The 22,225-nt window shown below is 75.5% G+C and carries 15 protein-coding genes and 1 tRNA gene; 6 read left to right on the forward strand and 10 right to left on the reverse strand.

Features of this window, described 5'->3' with window-relative positions; genetic code table 11:
* Window positions 1-67 precede the first annotated feature (67 nt).
* Window positions 68-3,871, forward strand: a complete 3,804-nt coding sequence (locus ABT093_RS02160; protein WP_350558995.1) for a PAS domain-containing protein — start codon at window positions 68-70, stop codon at window positions 3,869-3,871.
* Between the two features lie 65 nt (window positions 3,872-3,936).
* Here ABT093_RS02160 and ABT093_RS02165 read toward each other — a convergent pair whose 3' ends face one another.
* Window positions 3,937-5,598, reverse strand: a complete 1,662-nt coding sequence (locus ABT093_RS02165; RefSeq protein ID WP_350558998.1) for a long-chain fatty acid--CoA ligase — start codon at window positions 5,596-5,598, stop codon at window positions 3,937-3,939.
* 584 nt (window positions 5,599-6,182) lie between these two features.
* Window positions 6,183-7,061, reverse strand: coding sequence for a DUF1906 domain-containing protein (locus tag ABT093_RS02170; protein WP_350559001.1), 879 nt, complete (start codon window positions 7,059-7,061; stop codon window positions 6,183-6,185).
* 152 nt (window positions 7,062-7,213) lie between these two features.
* On the opposite strand from ABT093_RS02170, the gene ABT093_RS02175 reads away from it, so the two are divergent.
* A complete protein-coding gene (locus ABT093_RS02175; RefSeq protein WP_350559004.1) occupies window positions 7,214-8,281 on the forward strand; it encodes an EamA family transporter in 1,068 nt (355 codons plus the stop codon).
* Between the two features lie 117 nt (window positions 8,282-8,398).
* On the opposite strand, the gene ABT093_RS02180 is transcribed toward ABT093_RS02175, so the two are convergent.
* The 8 genes from ABT093_RS02180 to ABT093_RS02215 all read right to left on the reverse strand — a co-directional run bounded on the left by ABT093_RS02180 (window position 8,399) and on the right by ABT093_RS02215 (window position 17,336).
* On the reverse strand, window positions 8,399-9,160 hold the full coding sequence (locus ABT093_RS02180; protein ID WP_350559007.1) for a pyridoxine/pyridoxamine 5'-phosphate oxidase: 762 nt from the start codon (window positions 9,158-9,160) through the stop codon (window positions 8,399-8,401).
* 424 nt (window positions 9,161-9,584) lie between these two features.
* Window positions 9,585-9,914 (reverse strand): hypothetical protein, encoded by a 330-nt coding sequence (locus ABT093_RS02185; protein WP_350559010.1) that lies wholly within the window; start codon window positions 9,912-9,914, stop codon window positions 9,585-9,587.
* Between the two features lie 420 nt (window positions 9,915-10,334).
* Window positions 10,335-11,699: an FAD-binding oxidoreductase gene (locus ABT093_RS02190; RefSeq protein WP_350559013.1), complete on the reverse strand. Its 1,365-nt coding sequence runs from the start codon at window positions 11,697-11,699 to the stop codon at window positions 10,335-10,337.
* Window positions 11,692-13,143, reverse strand: coding sequence for an MFS transporter (locus tag ABT093_RS02195; protein WP_350559016.1), 1,452 nt, complete (start codon window positions 13,141-13,143; stop codon window positions 11,692-11,694). Before ABT093_RS02195 ends, ABT093_RS02190 begins: the two co-directional genes overlap by 8 nt.
* 69 nt (window positions 13,144-13,212) lie before the next feature.
* Complete coding sequence (locus tag ABT093_RS02200) at window positions 13,213-14,040, reverse strand: MerR family transcriptional regulator (protein WP_350559019.1); 828 nt, start codon at window positions 14,038-14,040, stop codon at window positions 13,213-13,215.
* Between the two features lie 81 nt (window positions 14,041-14,121).
* Entirely contained in the window at window positions 14,122-15,231 is a 1,110-nt protein-coding gene (locus ABT093_RS02205) for a peptidoglycan-binding protein (RefSeq protein WP_350559022.1), read from the reverse strand.
* A 211-nt stretch (window positions 15,232-15,442) separates the two neighbouring features.
* Window positions 15,443-15,530 (reverse strand) — tRNA-Ser (locus tag ABT093_RS02210).
* 66 nt (window positions 15,531-15,596) lie between these two features.
* Window positions 15,597-17,336 carry a trypsin-like peptidase domain-containing protein gene (locus ABT093_RS02215; RefSeq protein ID WP_350559025.1) on the reverse strand — a complete coding sequence of 580 codons (1,740 nt, stop codon included), beginning with the start codon at window positions 17,334-17,336 and terminating at the stop codon, window positions 15,597-15,599.
* A 324-nt stretch (window positions 17,337-17,660) separates the two neighbouring features.
* On the opposite strand from ABT093_RS02215, the gene ABT093_RS02220 reads away from it, so the two are divergent.
* The 4 genes from ABT093_RS02220 to ABT093_RS02235 all read left to right on the forward strand — a co-directional run bounded on the left by ABT093_RS02220 (window position 17,661) and on the right by ABT093_RS02235 (window position 22,175).
* The gene (locus tag ABT093_RS02220) at window positions 17,661-19,112 is read left to right on the forward strand and encodes a purine-cytosine permease family protein (protein ID WP_350559028.1); all 1,452 of its coding nucleotides are present in this window, start codon (window positions 17,661-17,663) and stop codon (window positions 19,110-19,112) included.
* 93 nt (window positions 19,113-19,205) lie between these two features.
* Window positions 19,206-20,075: a glycerophosphodiester phosphodiesterase gene (locus tag ABT093_RS02225; RefSeq protein WP_350559031.1), complete on the forward strand. Its 870-nt coding sequence runs from the start codon at window positions 19,206-19,208 to the stop codon at window positions 20,073-20,075.
* Window positions 20,076-20,537: 462 nt separating this feature from the next.
* Entirely contained in the window at window positions 20,538-21,020 is a 483-nt protein-coding gene (locus ABT093_RS02230; protein WP_502884103.1) for an ATP-binding protein, read from the forward strand.
* A 168-nt stretch (window positions 21,021-21,188) separates the two neighbouring features.
* The gene (locus ABT093_RS02235; protein ID WP_350559034.1) at window positions 21,189-22,175 is read left to right on the forward strand and encodes a DUF5926 family protein; all 987 of its coding nucleotides are present in this window, start codon (window positions 21,189-21,191) and stop codon (window positions 22,173-22,175) included.
* Window positions 22,176-22,225 lie beyond the last annotated feature (50 nt).

A 22,225-nucleotide genomic window follows, 5' to 3' on the forward strand; every position in this document is an offset into this window, starting at 1 on the left:
CCGCAAAGAAGAATGAGATACTGCCCTCTCCGGAGAGAGCTGCCCTGAGCCGAGGAGACCTGTCGACGTGAGCAGCAGGCCGATCCGAGGCGCTGCTCGCCTCGCCGCCATACTCGACGCCCTGCCCGACGCGCTGTTGCTGGTCAACAGCAACGGCACCGTCGTCGATGCCAACACCGCGGCCGTGCACGCGCTCCAGGCGCCCGGCACCTCGCTGGTCGGCATGGGCGTGCTCGACCTGCTCCCGGAGTTCGACCCCAGCCGGATCCCCGGCTCGATGCGGCCCGCCGCCCGCGAGGACGAGGCGCTCGACCGCCCGGTCCGGATGACCGCCCGGCGCACCGACGGCACCACCTTCCCCGTCGAGGTGTCCGGCAACGACTTCGACGACGACGGCTCCGGCTCGGGCTCCGGCTACGCGCCCCCGGCGCCCTACGACCCGTACCGCGAGGGCTCCCGCTCCTCCGACCTGCTCCTGCTGCTGGTCCGCGACCTGACCGGCCGGCTCGGCGTCGAGGCGGAGCTGCGCCGCCAGCACAAGCAGACCGAGATGATCCTGCGGGCCGCCGCCGAGGGCGTGCTCGGCGTCGACCTCGAAGGCCGCTGCGTGCTGGTCAACCCGGCCGCCGCGCACATCCTGGAGTACCGGGCCAGCGAGCTGGGCGGCCGCGAGCTGCACCCGCTGATCCAGCACTCCCGGGCCGACGGCACCCCGCTGGCGCTGGAGGAGTCGGCGCTGCTGGACACCCTGACCTCCGGGCGCAAGCACCGGGTGCGCGGCACCGTGCTGTGGCGCAAGGACGGCCGGCCGGTCACCGTCGACCTCACCACCGCCCCGGTCCGGGACGGCGACCAGCTGGTCGGCGCCGTGATGACCTTCACCGACCGCAGCCGCGAGCTGGCGCTGGTCGCCCGCAACGAGCACCTCACCGCCGTCCTGGAGAGCGAGCTGGGCGGTGCGCTGACCGCGCTGCACCGGCGGATCGACGCGCTCGCCGCCGACCCGGCCGGACAGCTGTGGCCGGAGGCCAACTGGACGCTGCGCCGGCTGGCCGACGAATGCCGCCGGTACGGCAAGCTGATCGAGGGTGTGCTGGCCCACCAGCGCTGCGAGGCCGGCGAGGGCGCCGGGGCCGGCACGGACGGCAAAGGTGGAGCGGACGGCAAGGCCGGTACGGACGGCAAGGCCGGCCGGAAGGCCGCCGAGCGGGTGCCCGTCGCGCTGGACAAGGTGGTCCGCCGGGCCGTCGAGCAGGCGGGCGAGCTGGTCGGCCCGGGCCGGGTGCGGTTCTCGGTGCACGCCGCCGCCGTCGAGGTGATCGCCGACGAGCAGCGGCTCGCCCAGGCGCTGGCCCACCTGGTCGCCGACGTCAGCGGCATCGGCCTCGCGCTGGACGACGCCGCCCCCGAACTCCCCTCCCCCGGACTCGCCGCCCCCGGCACGCCCGCCCTGCCACCGGCCGGCGGCGAGGCGCCGGCCGTGGTGCTCGCGGCCGCCCAGCGCGGCGAGGTCGCCCGGGTGGAGATCCGCGGACCCGGACGCGGCGGCAGCCCCGTCCACCTGCCGATAGCCCGGGCGGTGGTCGAGCGCCACGGCGGGGTGCTCCAGCCGCACGAGCTGCCGGGACGCGCCGGCACCACGTACGTCGTCGAGCTCCCGCTGGACCCGGCCGCCGCCAAGGCCGCCGCCGAACGGGCCTCCGCCGAGGGCCGCTCGGACCGGCCGAAGGAGAGCGACAGCGCCGTCCTGCCCGACCTGCCGGGCATCCCGCAGCTGCCGACCGCGGCCCAGGACGAGGAGCCGGCCGCCGCCGAGGGCTCCGCGCCGGGCGGCCCGGGCGCCGGTGATCCGGCGGAGGGCGCCTCCGAGGGCACGCCGGGTGGTGCCGCGGGCGCCGAGCGCGGCGGGGCCCCGGAGGCCCGCACCGCCGAGGCCCCGGCCGGCCCGGCGACGGCCGGCGGTGCGCCGGGCGAGACCCCGGCCGTCGAGCAGCGGCGCGGACGCCGCGGCCGGCCGGCCGTCGAGCCGCCGCCCGCCGCCCCGGAGCAGCCGGGCCACGACGGCGGCGCGGACGCCCCCGGCGGCATCGCCCCGCACCTCCCCGCCGACCAGTGGCCCAACGCCCCCGCCCGGATCGAGCGGGCCGTCCCCGAGCAGTGGAACGGCACCGGCAACGACCCCGCGTACGGACGCCAGGGCCTGGGCGGTCCGCGCGGGCCGCAGACCGACCCCTGGGGCAAGGACGACGGCCGCTCCGGCACCGCCTACGCCGTCCCGGTCGACGGCGGGCGCCCGGACGAGGGCCCCGGAGACGGGAACGGCGGCCCCGGTGGCCCCGGTGGCCCCATGGCTTCCGGCACTTCCGGTGCTTCCGGATCCGACGAACGCCGGCCCGCCGGTGTCGAGGGCGGTGCGCGCGGGCCGATCGCGCTCGGCCCGGGCGGCGGGTCCGCCCCGGAGGCGCCGTCCGACCGTGACGGGAGCGACACCGAGCCCCGGCCGTCCCGGCGCCGCCGCGCGCTGCCCGGCGCGGAGGACTCCTCCGGCGGGTTCGCCCTGCCCGGCGGCACCGACACCCCCGTCTACCCGGGGCTGGAGCACGCCCTGCCGGCCGGTCCGGCACCCGCCGCACCCGAGCCCGCGGCGCCCACGCCGACCGGGCGGCGGCGCCGGCTGGCCGTGCCGCCCGGTCCCGGCGGCGAGGCCGGCTCCGCGCCCGAGGGCACCCCGGCGGGCGGCTCCGCGCTGCCCGCGCTGCCGGCCGCCGTCCCGGCGCTGCCCGGCCCCCCCGGCACCGCGGCTCCTTCCGGCTCCCCCGACGGCGACGGACGGGAGGGCGGCCCGCGTCCGGTCGGCAGCGGCCTCGCCGAGCTGGCCCCGCCGCGCCCGCTCGGCGCGCCCGGTTTCCCCGGCCAGGCCGGTCCGGCCGGTGCCGTCGTGCCCGTGACCCCGGTGGCGCCCGGTGCCGACGCCCGGCCCGCGCCGCGCGCGATGGCCGAGCTGCCCGCCGCGTCCGGCGCGCCCGTTCCCGTCCCGGCCGTCCCGGGTGCCCCGCAGGGCACCGCCCCGGTGGCCCTGCCGAGCGGCCGCGGGGGGACCGGCGAGCACGGTTCGCTGCCCTCCCCGGCCCCCGACGGCGGCCCGCGCCGGCTGCTGGTCTGGCCCGAGCCCGACCCGGCCACCCGCCAGGCGCTCCAGGACCGCGGCTACCGCCCGGTGATCGTCCGCTCCCGCGAGGAGGTGGACGCGCAGGTCGCCGGTTTCCCCGCCGCGCTCTTCGTCGACCCGCTGACCGGGCCGATCACCCGCACCGCGCTGCAGTCGCTGCGCACGGCGGCACTGAACAGCCGGGTCCCGGTGCTGGTCACCGCCGGCCTGGGGCAGGCCACCCGGGACGCCGCGTACGGCGCCGACCCGGCCGTCCTGCTGCGCGCCCTCGCCCCGCGCGACGGCGAGAACCACGCCCCGCGGGTCCTGCTGGTCGAGGGCGACCCGGACATCGCCGCCGCGATGATCGGCAGCCTGGAGCGGCGCGGGATGCACGTCGAGCACGCGGTGGACGAGAACGACGCCGTCGCCCGGGCCAGCAGCGTGCAGCCCAACCTGGTGGTGATGGACCTGCTCCAGATCCGCCGCCGGCGGGTCGGCCTGCTGGACTGGCTGCGCGCCAACGACCGGCTGCACCGCACCCCGCTCGTCGTCTACACCTCGGTGGACCTCGACCCGCGCGAACTGCCCCGGCTGCGCACCGGCGAGACGGTGCTCTTCCTCGCCGAGCGCTCGACCAGCGACGACGTGCAGTCCCGGATCGTCGACCTGCTCGGGCGGATCGGCGCCATGGGCGAGGCGGGCGTCGCCGCCGCGGGCTGAGCCCCGGGCACGACGAGGGCCGGCCACCCCTTTCCCGGGGTGACCGGCCCCCGCCCGTCTCGGACCTACTCCTTGCCGAGGCGGGTGACGTCCAGCTTCTGCGCCGCGTAGTCGGCGCGGATCACCTTCTTGTCGAACTTGCCGACCGAGGTCTTCGGCACCGACTCGACGATCGCCCAGCGCTCCGGCAGCTGCCAGGAGGCGATCCGCCCGGCGAGGAACGCCCGCAGCTCCGGCAGCCCCGCGGTGGCGCCCGGCCGCAGCACGACGGTGGCCAGCGGCCGCTCGCCCCACTTCTCGTCCGGGACGGCCACCACGGCGGCCTCGGCGACCTCCGGGTGGGCCATCAGGTGGTTCTCCAGGTCCACCGAGGAGATCCACTCGCCGCCGGACTTGATCACGTCCTTGGCCCGGTCGGTCAGCGTCAGGTAGCCGTCCGCGGTGATCGTGCCGACATCGCCGGTGCGCAGCCAGCCGTCCTCGGAGAACTTGTCGTCCGGGCGCTGCGGGTCCTGGCCCGCGCCCCCGTAGTACGCCCCCGCGATCCACGGGCCGCGCACCTCCAGCTCGCCGGCCGAGACCCCGTCGTGCGGCATCCGCTCGCCGCCCGGGCCGATCAGCCGGGCCTCGACGGAGGCCGGGAAGATGCCCTGGGTGACCCGGTAGGGCCACTCCTCCTCCGGGGTCAGGCCGCCCGGCGGCTGGGCGAAGGAGCCGAGCGGCGAGGTCTCGGTCATGCCCCAGGCGTGGATGACGCGGATGCCGTGGCGCTCCTCGTAGCCCTGCATCAGCGACGGCGGACAGGCCGAGCCGCCGATCACCACCATGCGCAGGCTGGAGGTGTCGTAGTCGCCGGCGTCCAGCTCGTCCAGCAGGCCGCTCCAGATCGTCGGCACGGCGGCGCTGACCGTGGGCCGCACGGCGGCGATCATCTCGGCCATCGGCCTGGGCTGGAGGAAGCGGTCCGGCATCAGCAGGTTGGCGCCGGACATGAAGGCGGCGTGCGGGATGCCCCAGGCGTTGACGTGGAACATCGGCACGACCGGCAGCGCGGTGTCGCGCGGGGTGAAGGCGAAGTTGTCGCCGGTGTTGACCTGGAGGCAGTGCAGGTAGACCGAACGGTGGCTGTAGAGCACGCCCTTCGGGTCGCCGGTGGTGCCGGAGGTGTAGCAGAGCACGGCGGCCTGGCGCTCGTCGATGTCGGACTGCCAGGGGTAGGCGGTCGGCCGGTCCGCGATCAGCTCCTCGTAGTCGTGCACGCCGCCCGCGAAGCCGGCCAGCACCGACCGGTCACCGGGGCCGCTGACCACGATGTGCCTGAGGGTCGGGGCCAGCTCGGGCAGCACCGCCGCCAGCAGTGGCAGGACGGTGCCGTTGACGATGATCACGCGGTCGGCGGCGTGGTTCACGATGAAGGACAGCTGGTTCGCCGGGAGCCGCAGGTTGAGGGTGTGCAGCACCGCGCCCATCGCCGGCACCGCGAGGTAGGCCTCCAGGTGCTCGGCGTTGTTCCACATCAGGGTGGCGACGCGGTCGTCCGCCGTCACGCCGAGCTCGTCGCGCAGGGCCCAGGCGAGCTGCGCCGCCCGCGCCCCGACCTCCGCGTACGTCCGGACCACCGGGCCGGTGCCGTCCCAGGTGGTGACCGTCGACCTGCCGTGGATGGTGGACCCGTGCTCCAGGATCCTGGCGACGGTGAGCGGTACGTCCTGCATCGTGCTGAACACGGGTCCTCCTCGACCTGGGCGGCACTGCGGCGGCTCCTGCCCCGGCCCGGCCGGCTGACGGCTACTGGGCGGTAATACGGGCAGTAGGCCCCGATTCTGCCGCGCCGCTTCCCCGGTGTCAGTATCCCGGCGGCGTTGCCCCGATCACGACCCGGCCACGGTCCGGCCACGTTCTCCCCGGTGGACGGGGTGGTCCGGGCCGCCGGGGCGGCGGCCGGAATACTGGGGGCATGGGCGACGGACGCGGCGAACGGCGGGTGGGGCGGGGTCTGGCCGGGTTCCGGGTACCGTGCCCGTGCTGTTCCGGCGGGGTGCGGACGCAGCCGCGGATGGGTCTGCGGACGGGGCGCACCGGCACCGGATACGTCCCGGAGACCTGCCGCTACTGCCAGGGCCGGGGCTGGCGGGGGCTCGGGCCTGGCGCGTGACCGGCCCGCGCGAGCGACCGGCCCGCGCCGCGTTCGGTGGGCCGCCGCGTCGACCGGTGGGGCGCCCCGATGGGTGGGCCGCCCTGTTTCGGTGGGCCGCCGCCCTGATCGGTGGGCCGCCACGTCAACCGGTGGGGGCCCTGATTCGGTGGGCCGTCAGCCGGCCAGCGGGGCGTCGACCTGGTTGCGGTCGACGGTGAGCGTCGCCCCGCCGTAGGTCTCCTCCACGTTGCCGCGGTACTGGTGGATCCGCTGGTGCTCGGACCACAGCTCCGCGGTGAGCGGCCCGCCCCCGGCGGTGTCGGCGTGGCCGTCCCAGCGGGCGTACCAGAGGGTGTCGGGCAGCGGCGAGCTGCCGGCCCGGGCGGCCGCGGCGAGGTCGGCGATGCCGGAGTCGAGGCTGGAGTAGAAGCCGGAGCGGTACCCGGCGGCGTGCAGCGCCTGGGTCCAGCCGACGGTGAAGTCGACGACCGCCTGACCGCAGGCGGGGTCGCGCAGCGGGTAGGCCTCGATGTCCAGGAAGACGGGGCTGCCGGGGCCGAGCCCGACCGTCCGCAGGCCCTCGACCGCCTCGGCCGCCTCCTCGCGCCCCTGCTGGGCGGCCCGGGCGGGGTCGATCCGCTTCGGCTTGCGCTTCAGGTCGCTGCACGGGGCCTGCAGGCCGACGTGGACGGGCATGAACCGCCACCCCATCGCCCGGGCCCGCCGCACCCAGTCGGCGGTGAGCAGCGGCTGGGTACAGCCGCGCTGACTGCCGCTGGTGTAGATGCCGAGCGCCCCGTACGGCGAGGTGTCGCTCCAGGCCCGCAGGGTCTCCAGCGGGGGCGCGGTGCAGGCGTCGAAGGCCGCGCCGGCGTAGAGGTCGCGGAGACGGGCGGCGGGCGGCCCGAGCCGGTCGGGCAGGACGGCGGCCCGGATGCGCGGCACGGCGGCGGCCACCGGAACGGCGTCGTCGGCGCCCGCGCCCGGACCGCCGGCGGCCAGCAGGAGGACGAGGGAGGCGGCGGCGAGGGCCGCGAGGCGGAGATGGCGCACGCCGCCTTGATACTGACGGACCGTCGGCCCATGGCCGCAGCCGCGCCGTGAGCGCCGCCGAAGCTCACCCTTTCAGACGCACCCGTCCGCATCCGTCCCGATTCTGGTAACGAGCTTGCTGCCCAGTGGCTCCTTACGGCAAACTCACCACCATGCCCACCTCCCATCCCAGCGAAACCTCCGCCCCGACGCCGGCCGCCGCCGTCGCCGAGGCGCTTGCCATGCCGCCCGCCCCCAAGGGCGAGCCCGCCGGCGAGCGGGGCAGCTGGCGACGAGGCGGGGCGCCCGGCGAGGGACTGCCACCGGACGCACGACCCGGCCGACCGACCGGCCGACGGTTCCCGAACTTCCTGCGGCGCCCGGAGACGATCCCGGCGCCGTTGCTCTGTCTGGCGGCGATGTTCCTGGTGCAGACCGGGATCGCGTTCTCCAAGCCGCTCTTCGGACCGCTCGGGGTGAGCGGCACCACCTTCCTGCGGCTGGGCTTCGCGGCGGTCGTCCTGCTCGCCGTCACCCGGCCGCGGCTGCGCGGGCGCCGGCCGCGCGACCTGGCCGCCGCCGCCCTGCTCGGCATGGCCTCGGCCGGTATGACCCTGCTGTTCGCCGGGGCGATCGACCGGCTGCCGATGGGCACCGCCGCCACCATCGAGTTCCTCGGCCCGCTCGCGGTGGCCCTGGTCTTCGCGCGCCGCGCCAGCCATCTGCTCTGGGCGCTGCTCGCGGCCGGCGGCGTGGCGCTGCTCACCCTGCTCGGCGAGGGCGGGGAGGGCGGCGGGCTCGACCCGGTCGGCCTGCTGTACGCCTTCGGGGCGGCCGCCTGCTACGCCGCGTACATCCTGTTCACGGACAAGGTCGGGGCGGCGTTCCAGGGCTTCCAGGGGCTGGCCGTGTCGATGACGGTCGGCGCACTGACGGTGGCGCCGTTCGGGCTCGGCCAGGCCTGGGACGGGCTGACCGCGCCCGGCGCCTCGCCGCTGATGCTGCTGCTCGCGGTGGCCGGGGTGTCGCTGCTGCTGCCGGTGATCCCGTACGCGCTGGAGATGACGGCGCTGCGGCGGATGCCGCAGCGGGTGTTCAGCGTGCTGGTCAGCCTGGAGCCGGCGGTCAGCGCGCTGGTCGGCCTGGTGGTGCTGGGCCAGTTGCTGGGCGCCGCTCAGCTGGCGGGCATCGGCTGCGTGGTGGCGGCGAGCGTCGGGGCCACGCTGACCGGGCGGCGCTGAGGCACGAGGCCGGTCGGGGTGAGCCGGGGGCGCGCATCGGGTCGATGCGCGCCCCCGGGCGTTCGGGGGCTGCGGTGCTGTGGCTCTGTGGCGCTACGAGGGTTCGGCGCAACGGCACTACGGCCAGAGCAGGGTGCGCGACCACTCCGGGGTGCGGACCGGGCCGGTCCGGGTGTAGCGGAGCCGGACGTGGTGGCGCTCCGCGTCGCCCTGCCAGAACTCCACCTCGTTGGCCCAGAGCGTGTAGACGGCGTGCCCGGCGGCGACCGCGTCCGGGGTGGCCTCCAGCCGGCGGCGGGCCACCGCCACCGCCTCCTCGTACTCGGCCGGCGAGGCCAGCGGCTCGCTCTGCCGCCCGACCAGCGCGCCGATCCGGGCGGCCGGGGAACGGGTGGCGAACTCGGCCCCCGCCACCTGGTCGGCGGCCCGTTCGACGGTGCCGCGCACCCGCACCTGGCGGCCGAGCTGCGGCCAGTAGACGGTCAGCGCGGCGGCCGGATGGTCGGCGAGCTGGCGGCCCTTGGGGCTGTCGGCGGCGGTCGAGAAGACCCAGCCGGTGCCGGAGGCGTCCACGTCGCGCAGCACCAGGACGCGGGCGTCCGGCGTGCCGTCGGCGTCGACCGTGGAGAGGGTGAACACCTGCGGGTCCAGCACGCCGGCGTGCAGGGCGGTGGCGAGCCAGTCCACGAAGAGCGGGCCGGGCTCGGCCGGGGCCGCCTCGGCGTCGAAGGTCGGCAACGGGCGGGCCATCGGCGGACGGCCGAGCATCAGCTCGGGCACGGACCGGGGCGCGGCCGGAGCCGGCTCCCCGCCGGGCCCGGGGCCCGGTGCAGGCCTGGTCTCGCCGGGGCCGGTCAGGCCCTCCTCCTCCGCTGCCATCGAGCCCTTCCTTCCGGTTGCCGCGGCCGCAGCCCCGCGGCGAGCCGGCCGCCGGGGGCGGGCCGGGCACGGGGGTGCGCTGTCGGAGCGCAACCGTACCGCCGTACGGTGACGGCGCCGGGCGCGGGCCCTGGACTGGACCTGTTCCCGGCCCCGGACGCGCCCGTGGGCGGCACCGACGTGCGGTGCCGCCCACGGGTCCGGTGCGCGGTGACCCTTTCCGCTGCCCGGTGACGCGTTGTGCGATCTGTGACCCATTCCGATCGCTCGGTTCCGAATGCCTGTCTTCCGATCCACTTCACTGACTGCTTCTGACCTGTCGCGGGTGCTCAGCTCACCCGCGGTCCTCCGGTCCGGCCCGGTCTCCGTCGACGGCGCCCCCGCCGTCGACGGCACCCGGTCGGTGCCCGGGTGTCCGGTCGCTTCAGGAGGAGGCCGGCACGAAGACGATGTTGTAGTTCTCGTTGGACTGGCCGGCCAGGACGGAACCCGCGTTGTCCTTCACCCCGAGGGTGTTGGCCTGGTTCGAGGCGCCGGCTCCGGTGGCCGTCTGCTGGGTGGAGAGGTAGTTGCCGTCGACCGAGCCGAAGACGTTGCCCGTGCCGACGTTCGACACCACACCGCTGCTGGACCCGCCGTTGGCGAGTGCGCCGTTGTCGGCGGCGGCGGAGCCGGCACCGGCGATCAGCAGACCGGCCACGAGCGGGGCCGCCAACGACAGGCCGACCGCCCTTCGGGTTCGGATGCGGGCCATGAGAGCCTCCAAAAGAAACGGTAATCGTGCCATGCGTATGCCATGCGCGTGCCATGCATGCGGGAGTTCGCCGGCCAGACGAACACCTGCTGACTGCGACGTCGGGAGACAGACTTCCGCAACAAATCGACAAAGCACCACCTCCCGGCAGCCTTTTCGCCCTTTAGCGTGATATCCAGCGACCCCGCGCATAATCGCCGGCGCCCCCGACATCACGCCGGCGCACCACCGCTCACCTGCGGCGCAGCATGTCAGCCGACTGCGACGGAGCGCACGGAAGCGGCGCGAGGAGAGTGCGTGGACAACCCCACGCACCACCATGGCGCGCGATGATGACAAACGCGCCCCTTGCCGGGTCGGGTCGCCTTACCCTGTCGACAATTCACGCCATTCTGCGACCGTATGAAAATCAGCAGAACGCTAGACCGCCTTGCCGGGATTGAGAATGCCGAGCGGGTCGAAGACCGCCTTCAGCTGCCGCTGCAGGTCCATCGCCACCGGCCCGAGTTCCCGCGCCAGCCACTCGCGCTTGAGCAGCCCCACCCCGTGCTCACCGGTGATCGTGCCGCCCAGCTCCAGCCCCAGCGCCATGATCTCGTCGAAGGAGCGCTGCGCCCGCGCCGACTGCTCGGCGTCCGCCGCGTCGAAGATGACGATCGGGTGGGTGTTGCCGTCACCCGCGTGGCTCACCACCCCGATGGTCAGCCCGTGCCGCTCGGCGATCGCCGCGACGCCCTCCAGCATCTCGGCCAGCCGCGAGCGCGGCACCGCCACGTCGTCGATCATCGTGGTGCCCAGCCGGTCCAGCGCGGGCAGCGCCAGGCGGCGCGCCTCCAGCAGCAGCTCGGACTCCGCCTGGTCGTCCGCGGGCACCACCTCGGTCGCCCCGGCCGCCCGGCACAGCTCCCCGACGGCGGCCAGTTCGGCCACCCGGTCCGGGCCGTCGAAGGCGACCAGCAGCAGCGCCTGGGTGGACTCCGGCAGCCCCATCCGCCCCAGCTCGTTGACCGCGCGCACGCTCACCCGGTCCATCAGCTCCATCAGCGACGGGGTGAAGCCGCGCGCCATCACCTCGCAGACCGCCGTGCCCGCCGCGGCCGCGCTCGGGAACTCCGCCGCCAGCGCCAGCTGCGGCGCGGGCGCCGGCCGCAGCGCCAGCACCGCGCGGACCACCACGCCCAGGGTCCCCTCGGAGCCCACCAGCAGCCGGGTCAGGTCGTAGCCGGCGACGCCCTTGGCCGTCCGGCGGCCGGTGGACAGCAGCCGCCCGTCCGCCAGCACCACGTCCAGGCCGAGCACGTACTCGCTGGTCACGCCGTACTTGACGCAGCACAGGCCGCCCGCGCCGGTGCCGATGTTGCCGCCGATGGTGCAGGACTCCCAGCTCGACGGGTCGGGCGGGTAGGCCAGCCCCGAGGCGGCGGCGGCCCGGGACAGCTCGGCGTTGACCACGCCCGGCTCGACCACCGCGATCCGGTTCACCGGGTCGAGCTCCAGGATCCGGTTCATCCTCACCATCGACAGCACGATGCAGCCGTCGACGGCGTTGGCCGCGCCGGACAGCCCGGTCCGGGCGCCCTGCGGGACCACCGGCACCCGCAGCGCGGTGGCGGTCCGCATGACGTGCTGCACCTGCTCGACCGTCTCCGGGAAGACCACCACCGCGGGGGTGCCGGCCGGGCAGAAGTCCGCCTTGTCGTGCCGGTAGGCGGCCGTCACGTCCGGGTCCACCGCCAGGGCGCCGGGCGGGAGGCCCTCCGCCAGCCGGTCCGTCAGATCACTCATCGCCGCCTCCGCTCGCACCGCCGTCCCGGGGCGTGTCCGCACCCGTCCGGCCACTCCAGGCTCTCGCACTCTGCCCGCCGCCCGGCCGCCCGGCAAGTACGCCGCCGCTCCGCCGCAGGACGGGCGAGGCCAACGCGAGCAGCCCGGCGGCGCCGGTGGCCGCCGCGCAGAGCGCGGTGGGCACCCGGGGGCCGACCGCGTCGGCGAGCAGGCCGAGCAGCCCGGTCGCGAGCACCAGCGCCGCGCTCTGCGCCAGGGTCAGCAGGGCCTGCACCCGGGAGAGGTGGCCCTCCGGAGCCGACCCCAGCACCAGCGGACCGAGCCGCCCGGCGAACAGCCCCGAGCCGGCCCCCGTCACCACCCCGGCGGCCACCGCCGCCCCCGGCCCCGGCGCCACGGCCAGCAGCGCGGTTCCCGCCGCGGCCACGCAGAGCCCGAACGCCGCGCCGATGCCGGCCCCGGCACCCGCTGCGGCGCCCGCCGCGGCCCTCGTCCACCACCGCTCGCCGTCCTTCCCTCCGCTCCCCGTCCCCCCGCTCCCCTGGCCGCCCCGCCGCGCGAGCAGGCCCGCCACCACCAGCACGCCCGCCGCCTGGCCGCCCGCCACCAGGCCGGCCGCCCCCGCGCCCCACCCGTCCGCCCGGGCCAGCAGCGGAGCGAGGAGCGACACCACCGGCAGCAGGGCCCCGGCCGCCGCCCCGGTCAGCAGCAGCGCCGTCCGCAGCAGCCGGTCCCGCGCCGCCAGCCGGACCCCGGCCGCCGCCTCCGCCAGCAGCCCGGGTGGGCGGTGCGTCCCATACGGCACATGCTGCCGACCGTGCGGCCTCGGCACCGGCACCCGCAGCAGCACCAGCAGGACGACGGTGAAGCTCGCCGCGTCCACCAGCGCCACCCCTGGCAGTCCGCCCGCCGCGACCAGCGCCCCGCCGAGCGGCGCCCCGAGCAGGGCGGCGAGCTGCCCGCCCGCCTGCCGCAGCGCCAGGGCGCGCGGCAGCTGCCCGGTGCCCACGAGCAGGCGCGGCATCGACCCGCTCGCGGGCAGGTAGAACGCGTCCACCACCCCGATCACCACCGCCGCGAGGACCAGCAGCCGCAGCGGGGTGCCCCAGCCGCCGGCCACCGCCGCCAGGGCGAGCGTCGCGGCCAGCATCACCGCGTCCCCGGCGAGCATCACCCGCCGGGCGCCCAGCCGGTCCGCCAGCGCGCCGCCGACCAGCACCAGCGCCGTCCGCGACACCGTGATCGCGGTCAGCACCAAGCCGGCGGCGCCCCCGCCGTGCGCGGCGGCGGCCCAGCCGAGGGCGAAGGCGAGGGCGGCATCGCCCAGCGCCCCGAGCTGTGCCCCGGCGAGCCAGAACAGGTAGGGCGCGGGCAGCGCCTCCCGTGCCGGGTTCGCCGGGCGGGCCCTGCCGTCGGGCGCGCGGGCCCCGGTGGTGGTCGTCATGCCGGCCGACGCTAGGACCCTCGACCGGCTCCAGGGCAAGCCCCGGACGCCCACGCTCCCGACGGTGGACTAGGCCCGCACCACCGGTTCCTGCAGCTCCGTCACCCAGTCCGCCACCTCCTCCGGGCACTCCAGGTACAGCTCCCGCGCGTAGCCGGTCGAGCGGTAGCCGTTCTCCTCGATGAACCGCGCCAGGGCCTGCACGGAGCCCAGCGAATCGTCCATGGAGCCGCGGTGCACCAGGGTCGCCGCCTCGACGGCCGGCAGGTCCACCACCGCGAGGCCGTGCTCCCCGGCCGGGTCGACCGAGGTGGCGACCGGCACGGCCACTCGGATCAGCACCGAACCGTCCCCGTCCCCGGTGTCCTCGTAGCGGGCGACGGACGGCCCGGTGTGCGCGATGCCGGCCGCCGCCAGCCGGCCGCAGAGCTCCTCGAACAGCGGGCCGATCACCGGCCCGATGTCCTGCGGCTCGTAGCTCGCCGCGACCGCCGTCAGCTCGGCCACCCGCACCGGCGGCACCCGCTTCACCACGACATCCTGCGTGGACATGGTCCCCTCGCTCTCGATCGTCCGGAGTCTCGCCTCGACCCGGGCCAGCCGCTCGGCGTCCGCCGCCATCGCCGCGGCGAGCTCGGCCCGCCGCAGCCGCAGCATCCCGCGCAGCTCGGCCGTGTCCACCGCCTCGTCCAGGACGGCCCGCACCTGTTGCAGTGTGAAGCCGAGGTCCTTGAGGGCGATGACCCGGTTGAGCCGGGCCAGTTGGGCCGCCTCGTAGCAGCGGTAGCCGCTGACCGGGTCGACCCGGGCCGGCCGGAGCAGTCCGATGGCGTCGTAGTGACGCAGCATGCGGACCGACACCCGGCCGTGCTTGGCGAAGTCTCCGATGTTCAACATGGTTCCTCCAGTGCAGACCCTCACACGGTGTCACGGTCAAGCACCGGCCTCGCCGTCCGCCCGCCGCCCCGGGCGGCCCGCTCAGTCCGTCACGTCGAACCCCCTCCGCTGGCCCAGCACCTGGAGGCTGCGCTGGCCGGGGATGCCGTTGGCGTCCTCGCCCGCGTAGCCGAGGCTGCGCTGGAACGCGGCGTACGCCTGCACGGAGCGCGTACCGAGCGAGCCGTCCACCCAGCGCTGCTCCAGGAAGCCCTCGTCCGCCAGCGCCTGCTCGACGATCCGCACCTCGCCGCCGTAGGTCTGGTGACCCTGCTCGGCCGCCGGGTCGGTGCGCGCCGCCGAGACGACGTGGGCGAGCGAGACCCGCCGCGGCGAGGGCAGCCGGCCCAGCAGCTGGCGCAGCGACCCCTCGCCCGGCACACCGTCGGCGTCCGGCCCCGAGTACCCCAGACTCCGCTGGAAGTCCTGGTAGTTGAGGGTGTCGGCGTCCCGCCAGTCCTCGTCCGGCCCGGACTGGTAGTGCCGGCCGAAGCCCTGCCGGACGAGTGCCTCGCCCACCTCCCTGACCTGCGGCCCGTGCGCGCCGTAGCCGTACTCCAGCCCGTTGATCGTCACCCGGTACCGGGCGGGCCCGGACCCGCCGCCGGGCGGGGGCAGCGGCGCGCCGCCGGCCACCGCGACGATGCCGGGCATCACGACCTCGCGGAACTGCCGGGCGCGCACGTCCCCCGGGCAGGCCGTCCCGCCGTCCGACCACTCCGGGAACATCCGGTGCACGCCGAAGCCCGGCTGGTCCCACTCCGGGCAGATCCGCAAGGGGACGCCGTGCCGCTGGTGCAGCCACACCCCGAGCGCGACGAGCGCGTTGACCTGGGCGTCCGTCCACGGGTCGGTGCTCTGGTCGTTGCTCGCCGACTCCACACTCACCGCGCCGGTGCCGTCGGCCCGGCGGTTGGCCCGCATGTTGGCGTCGGCGCGGGTCTGGGTGCCGATGAACTGCCCCACACCGCCGTCGTACCCGACCCCGAAGTGGGACTCCAGGTTGGTGGAGTCCCTCCAGTACTCGTACATCCGCCGCGGCGACCACGGCGCCGCCACACTGTGGAAGATCACCTGCGTCGGCGTGATCGCCGGCTGCTCGTCCGACTCGGGTTCGAGCTCCATCTTCTCCGCACCGGGGTACCAGGCCATCCGTCTCTCCTTGCCGGGCCCAGGGCAGTTCGCCCCTTACGCCCGGATAGACGGACCCCGGCCCCCCACGCGCTGACACCCCCGCCCCAAACCCCCCGTTCAGGTGAATACAGGACACCACCCGCCACCCCCGGCCCACCCCGAACAGCACAAAGGCGGGTGCCGAGTCATCTCGGCACCCGCCTTGAGCAGGTGGTTCTTCTCCTACCGGCGGAGAGCGTGGGATTCGAACCCACGGTACGGGGTCACCGCACGACAGTTTTCAAGACTGTTCCCTTAGGCCGCTCGGGCAGCTCTCCAGGCGGAGGTCAGCCTAACGGGTCCGGCGGGGTTCGGTGCACAGGGTTTCCGGGGAGGGGCGGCGGTCAGTTGTCGCCGACGCGGGTGCCGAGGGTGACCTTGGTGGTGGCGGTCTGGCCGTTGCGGGTGTACTCGACGTCGACGGTCTCGCCGGGCTTGTGCGTCCAGATCTTGCTGACCAGGGCGGGGCCGTTCTCGATCGGGCTGCCGCCGAGCTTGGTGATGACGTCGCCGGGCTTCAGACCGGCCTGGTCGGCGGCGCCGCCGGGGGTGACGGCCGGCTGGCCCTGGATGTCGCGGGTCTGGATCTGCGCGCCGTCGCCCTTGTAGTCGTCGTTGCGCAGCACGTCGAGCTTGGCGTAGACGGGCTTGCCGGTCTTGATCAGGGTGTCGGCGACCCACTTGGCCTGGTTGATCGGGATCGCGAAGCCGAGGCCGATGGAGCCGGCCCGGCCGTTGCTGGAGGCGTTGGACTGGATCGCCGAGTTGATGCCGATCACCGCGCCGCCGGAGTCGAGCAGCGGGCCGCCGGAGTTGCCGGGGTTGATGGAGGCGTCGGTCTGCAGGGCGTTCATGTACGAGGCCTGCGCGCCGGTCTCGTCGCCGGAGGCGACCGGGCGGTCCTTGGCGCTGATGATGCCGGTGGTGACGGTGGACTCCAGGCCGTACGGGGCACCGATGGCGATCGTGGAGTCGCCGACGTTGACCTTGTCGGAGTCGGCCAGCGGCAGCGGCGTCAGCTTGCCCTTGGGCGGGGTGTCGAGCTTGATGACGGCGACGTCGTACCCCTCGGCGCGGCCCAGCACGGAGGCGCCGTAGGAGGAGCCGTCGGCGAACTTGACGGTCAGTTTGCCGCCGCTGGAGGCGGGCGCGACCACGTGGTTGTTGGTGAGGATGTGGCCCTCGGTGTCGAAGACGAAGCCGGTGCCGGTGCCCGACTCGCCGTTGCCCTGGGCCTTGATGGTGACGACGCTGGGCAGCGCCTTCTGGGCGATGCCGGCGACCGAGCCCGGGGCGGCCTCGTTCTTCTGGGAGTTGTTGGCCTGGACCGTGGTGGAGGAGCGGTCGGCCTTGGCGCTGACGGTGGTGTCGTCGCGGTCCGCGATGGCCACGCCGACCGCGCCGCCGGCCACACCGGCCACCAGGGCGACGGCGGTGACCAGGGCGATCAGGCCGCCGCGCTTCTTGCGCGGGCCGCCGGGCACGGGCGCGCCGGGGTACTCGCCCGGGTAGCCGAGCGGACCGCCGGGACCGCCGGGGGCCCCGGGCGCACCGGGGGTGACGTCGTGCGGGGCGCCCCAGCCGCCGAGCGGCTGGCCTGCGCCGAACGGGTGATGGTGCTGGCCGGTCGCACCCGGGCCCTGCGGGGCGCCCGGGGCGGCGAACGGGTCGTGCGCGGCGAGCGCCGGGGGCACCGGCGTGCCCGGGGCCGGGGTGGCGTACGGGTTGCCGACCTGCGGGGGGGCGGGCACGGCGGGCGCCGCCGGGGCCACCGGCGCGGGCGGCAGGACCGGCGGCGGGGCGTCGAGGTAGCCGGTCCCCGCGGCCGGAGCGGGCTCCGGGGCGGCGGCCGGCTCCGGGGCCGGGACCTTGCCGAACGCCAGCGTGGGCGTGAACCCGCCGGAGCCCCCCTCGGCGGCCGGGGCCGGCGGGGTCGGCCGGTCGGCGGCGGACGTCGTTGCGGGGGCGGGGCCGGCCGCAGACTGCTGCGCCGGACCGTCAGAAGCGGAACCCACCACCCCCTGGCCGCCGGAGGGCTGCTCCCCCTGCGGCCCGGTGGACCCAACCTCGCGCTCGGTGCTCACGGACGACCTCCATAGCTGACAGGACCAACAACCATAGTTTTTCGCACACCCGATTCGATTGCCGTAAGGACCCTTCTGAAGAACTCATAAGAATCCTTAGCCGAGCCCGACAGCCGCCGCAGCACCGCGCGGCAAACCCTCCGGCCTTGGCGTTCTCCCCCACGGCGACTAGCCTGTCGCTCCGAACTGACACGCGGGAGCTTGGACCCACCAGGCTGAGAGTGCGCCGGTCGACCGTACGCCACGGACCCCGTGGACGGCCGTCGAGGGGGCGCAGACCGCCGGAACCTGTCCGGGTAATGCCGGCGTAGGGAGAAATCGGCCATGCCGCCTGCTTCGCCATCCTCGTCCTCCGGCGCGCCCGCGTCCCGGAACGGCGTCCCCCCGCTCCAGGACGCCGCGGGCGCCGCCCCCGGTTCCCGCACCGCCACCGCCGTCCTGGAGCCCCCGGGCCGGACCGAGGCGCCGCTGGTGCTGGACACCGAGCCGCCCCGCACCCTGCGCTTCCGCGACCACTTCGCGCTCTGGATGAACCTCGGCGTCTCGCTGATCGGCTTCACCACCGCCGCGACCGTGCTCGGCGCCACCGGCAGCGAGCTGTCGCTGGCCGCCGCCGTGACCGCGATCGTGGCCGGCACCGTGGTCGGCACCGCGATGCTCGGCGTGGCCGCGCTGATCGGCGCGCGGACCGGCGCGCCCGCCATGGCGAACCTGCGCGGACTGTTCGGCACCCGGCTGTCCTACGTGCCGACCGTGCTCAACATCGTCCAGTGCATCGGCTGGGGCGTCTACGAACTGCTGACCATCGCGCTCGGCGCGCAGACCGTGGTCGGCACCGAGGGCTTCCGCTGGGTCTTCGTGGTGCTGGCCGGCGCGCTGACCACCGCGCTGACCATCTGGCCGCTCGGCGCGATCGCGGTGCTGCGCCGCTTCGTCGCCGCCGCGGTGGCGGTCGCGATGGTGTACTTCACCGTCCAGCTCGGCCGGCACGGCGTCCCTGACCCGGGCGCGGGCAACTGGCACGGCTTCCTGCGGGCGACCGACTCGATGATCGCGGTGTCGATCTCCTTCGTGCCGCTCGCCGCCGACTACACCCGGCACTCGCGCACCCCGCGCTCGGCGTTCTGGGGCAGCTTCTCCGGCTACACGCTGGCGCAGGTCTGGTGCTACGTGCTCGGGCTGATGGCACTGCTCCAGGCGGACGGGGACCCCGGCCGGATCTTCGACTCCTTCCTGGGCGTCTGGGCCGGCTGGCTGTTCCTGCTGGTGCTGGTGCTGCGCGAGACCGACCAGTCCTTCGCCAACGTCTACTCGACCGCGATGTCGATCCACAACCTGCTGCCGAAGGTGGACCGCCGGGTGCTGACCGGCGGCACCGGCGTGCTGATCACCGTGCTGGCGCTGCAGATCACCGAGTTCACCGACTCCTACTACGCCTTCCTGGGACTGATCGGCTCGGTCTTCGTGCCGATGTTCGCGGTGCTGGCGGTGGACTACTTCCTCGGCGCCGGGCGGCGCGGCTGGAACCTCTCGGCCGACGCGCCGTCCCGCCGGCTGATGCTGCTGCCGTGGGCGCTGGGCTTCGCCACCTACCAGCTGATCGCGCCGACCGCGGTGGCCGGCTGGTGGACGGACCTCTGGACCTCCGCGCAGGAGGCGCTGCACTTCACCCCGCAGGAGTGGACCTCGGCCTCGCTGTTCGGCTTCCTGGTGCCCGCCCTGGCCACCTGGGCGCTGACCCCGCTCACCCGGGACCGGGCCGCCGCCGCGCGCTGACCCACCGCGCAGCCGCGCACGGAGGCGAAGACGGCTCCCCGGGTTGGGACCGTCTTCGCCTCCGCGTCACTTGCGCGGCCTATCGTGTAGGGCGTGACCAGCCCTGATGTCTCGCCCGTGACGGCCCGCACCGCGCCGCCCGTCCAGGTGATCGCCCACCGCGGTTCCTCGTTCGCCCTGCCCGAGCACACCCTCGCCGCCTACCGCCGGGCGCTCACCGAGGGGGCGGACGCCCTGGAGTGCGACGTGCGGGTGACCGCCGACGGGCAGCTGGTCTGCGTGCACGACCGGCGGATCGGCCGGGTCTCGGACGGCCGGGGAACGGTGTCCGCGATGACGCTGGCGGAGCTGGAGGCGCACGACTTCGGCGCCTGGAAGACCGGCCGGCCGAGCGTGGACCCGGAGCTGCGCGGGGTGCTGCGGCTGGAGAGCCTGCTGGAGCTGGTGGTGGACTGCGGGCGCCCGGTGGACCTCGCGATCGAGACCAAGCACCCGGTGCGGTTCCGCGGCCGGGTGGAGTCCGAGCTGCTGCGGATGCTGGACCGGTTCGGGATCGGCGGCGCGGGCGGCGCAACGGCCGGCGCCGGGACGGACGGCGCGGGGACGGGCGCCCGGGAGCACGGCGTCAACGCCCGGATCATGAGCTTCTCCTCCCTGGCACTGGCCAGGGTGGCGGCGGCCGCGCCGCAGTACCAGCGGGTGTTCCTGTTCGAGCGCGGCCTGGTGCTGCGCGGACGGCTGCGCCCGGGCGCGCCGCTGCCGGGCGGGGCGCGGATCGCCGGTCCCGGCATCGAACTGGTCCGGGCCCGGCCGGGGCTGGTGACCAGGCTGCGCGAACTGGGCCACCAGGTGCACGTGTGGACGGTGGACGAGCCGGCCGACGTCGAGCTCTGCCTGGAGCTCGGGGTGTCGGCGATCATCACCAACCGCCCGGCGGAGGTGCTGGCCCAGCTCGGCCGCTGAACCCCGTCGGCGGGCCCCGGGACGGGGCCGGGTGGTGATCGCGTGATGCGTGGTACCGCTGTGGTGAACCGTTCAACCACCATCGGCCGTTGACCGTCTTGGTAGGGACTCAAACCTTTCGACGACGATTTCTGCCGCAATTTATACAGTTTCACGACGGAGTGTGAGCACCGAATCACCTGTCGCGCACCGACGGTGGACAGGCCTCAAATGTCCGCGCGGGATCGCCGTGCGGTCGTTTCCGACGTATTGCCAAGGGGCATCCATCCCTCGGCATACGCTGAAGGAGGTCCGGGGGTGGCGTTGATGGTGGCGCGTGAAGTGCCGACTTCATCGACCATGGCAGTGCCGCACGGCCCAGCGAGTGTCGGGGTCGCACGGCGCCGACTGCGTCGAGATCTGGGAGACCGCGAGATACCGGAACCGGTCATTGATGATGCTGTTCTGATCCTTTCCGAACTTTTGAGCAACGCTTGTCGTTACGCCCGGCCGCTCGGGCCACTGCCCGCACTCGGCCGGGGCGCCCGCGCCGGGGCCGCCGAACCGCTGCTGGTCGGCGGGCCGTCACGAACCGCCGGCAGCCAGAGCGCACCGAGCGCACCGAGCGCACAAGGCTCGCGGAGCCCACAGGGCGGCCAGGGCGGCCAGAGCACGCCGGGCGGCCAGAACGGACCGGCCGCCGCTCCGGGCGGCGCCGCCGAGGACACCGGCGGTGTCCTGGTCCGCTGGCAGATGCACGCCGACGGCGTGCTCACCCTGGAGGTCACCGACGGCGGGGCGCAGACCCGGCCGTCACCGTCCAGCCCCTCGCTGACCTCGCACGGCGGCCGGGGGCTGAGCATCGTGGACCAGCTGGCCAGCGACTGGGGCGTGCGCGACGCCCCGGGCGAGGTGACCGTCTGGGCGGCCCTGCCGGCCCGGGCCCGGCACGCCCGCAGGAGCTGAACGACCGGGCGGCCGGACCGCGGGAACGGCAGGCGGGCGGGTCACCCCGCCCCGCCCGGCAGCGGGCGCCCGGCGGCCCCGCCCGCGCCCCGGCACCCGCCCACGTGCCCGGGGAACGTCAGTAGGCTGCCGGGAGCACAACACCACCGTTCCCGGGAGAGCCGCACCATGGGCAAGAAGGCCGCCAAGAAGGCGCCGCAGCGCAGCCAGTCCACCCCCGTCGCCACGGGCGAGATCCCCGTGGTCGGGGCCCGCGAGAACTGCCCCTGCGGATCGGGCCGCCGCTACAAGGCCTGCCACGGCCGCGAGGCCTCGCACGCCGTCCAGGAACTGGTGCACCGCCCGTTCGAGGGCCTGCAGGGCGAGGCGGACTGGGTCGCGCTGCGCGAGCTGGTGCCCGCCGCCACCGTGCCGCTGACGCTGGCCGCCGGGGTCGTCGAGGCCGCCGCCGGCGAGGTTCCGTCGGTCACCCTGGCCACCGTGCTGCCGCTGGCCTGGCCCGCGCTGCGCCGCCAGGACGGTTCGATCCTGCTGGGCCTGCAGACCCAGTCGTCCTCCGGCGACCTGAGCCGTGACCTCGCGGACGCCCTCGAGCTGGCCCTGGCCACCGAGCCGGGCACCCCGGTGCCGGCCCGCCGGACCGTGCCGGGCGGCCGCCGCCTGCAGGACCTGCTGGACACCACCGCCGCCTTCGAGCCGGCCGTGCACACCGGCTTCGAGTTCTGGCTGGAGGACGCCGAGACCGCGACCGGCGAGGTGGCTGCCTCGCTGGAGCGCGCCAACGCCTCGGCGATCCCCACCGAGAAGCTCGCCGGCGTCGACGCCGCCTACTGGTGCGGCACCCCGGACAAGAACCACCTGCGCTGGGTGATGACCGTGCCCGAGGAGCAGCTGCTGGACGCGCTGGCCCGGCTGACCGCCGCCGAGCAGTCCGCGCTCGGCCCGGACACCCGCCTGGTCGGCTCGTTCCGCGCGCACGGCCTGACCGTGCCGGTCTGGGACCTGCCGCTCGCCATGACCGCCGCCGACTGCGAGAAGCCGGCCGCGGAGTTCGCCGAGCGGCTCGCCGCCACGCTCGCCGACCCGGCTCCGCTCACCGCCGACGAGCGACGGGCCCGCGCGAACCTGGTGAACCGTCAGGTCACCCTGAACTAAAGGCGGGTCGGAACGCCGGGGCCACGCCCGGCGGATCGACGTGATACGCG

Origin of the sequence: Kitasatospora sp. NPDC002551 (assembly GCF_040296005.1) — a bacterium.
Classification (GTDB): domain Bacteria; phylum Actinomycetota; class Actinomycetes; order Streptomycetales; family Streptomycetaceae; genus Kitasatospora.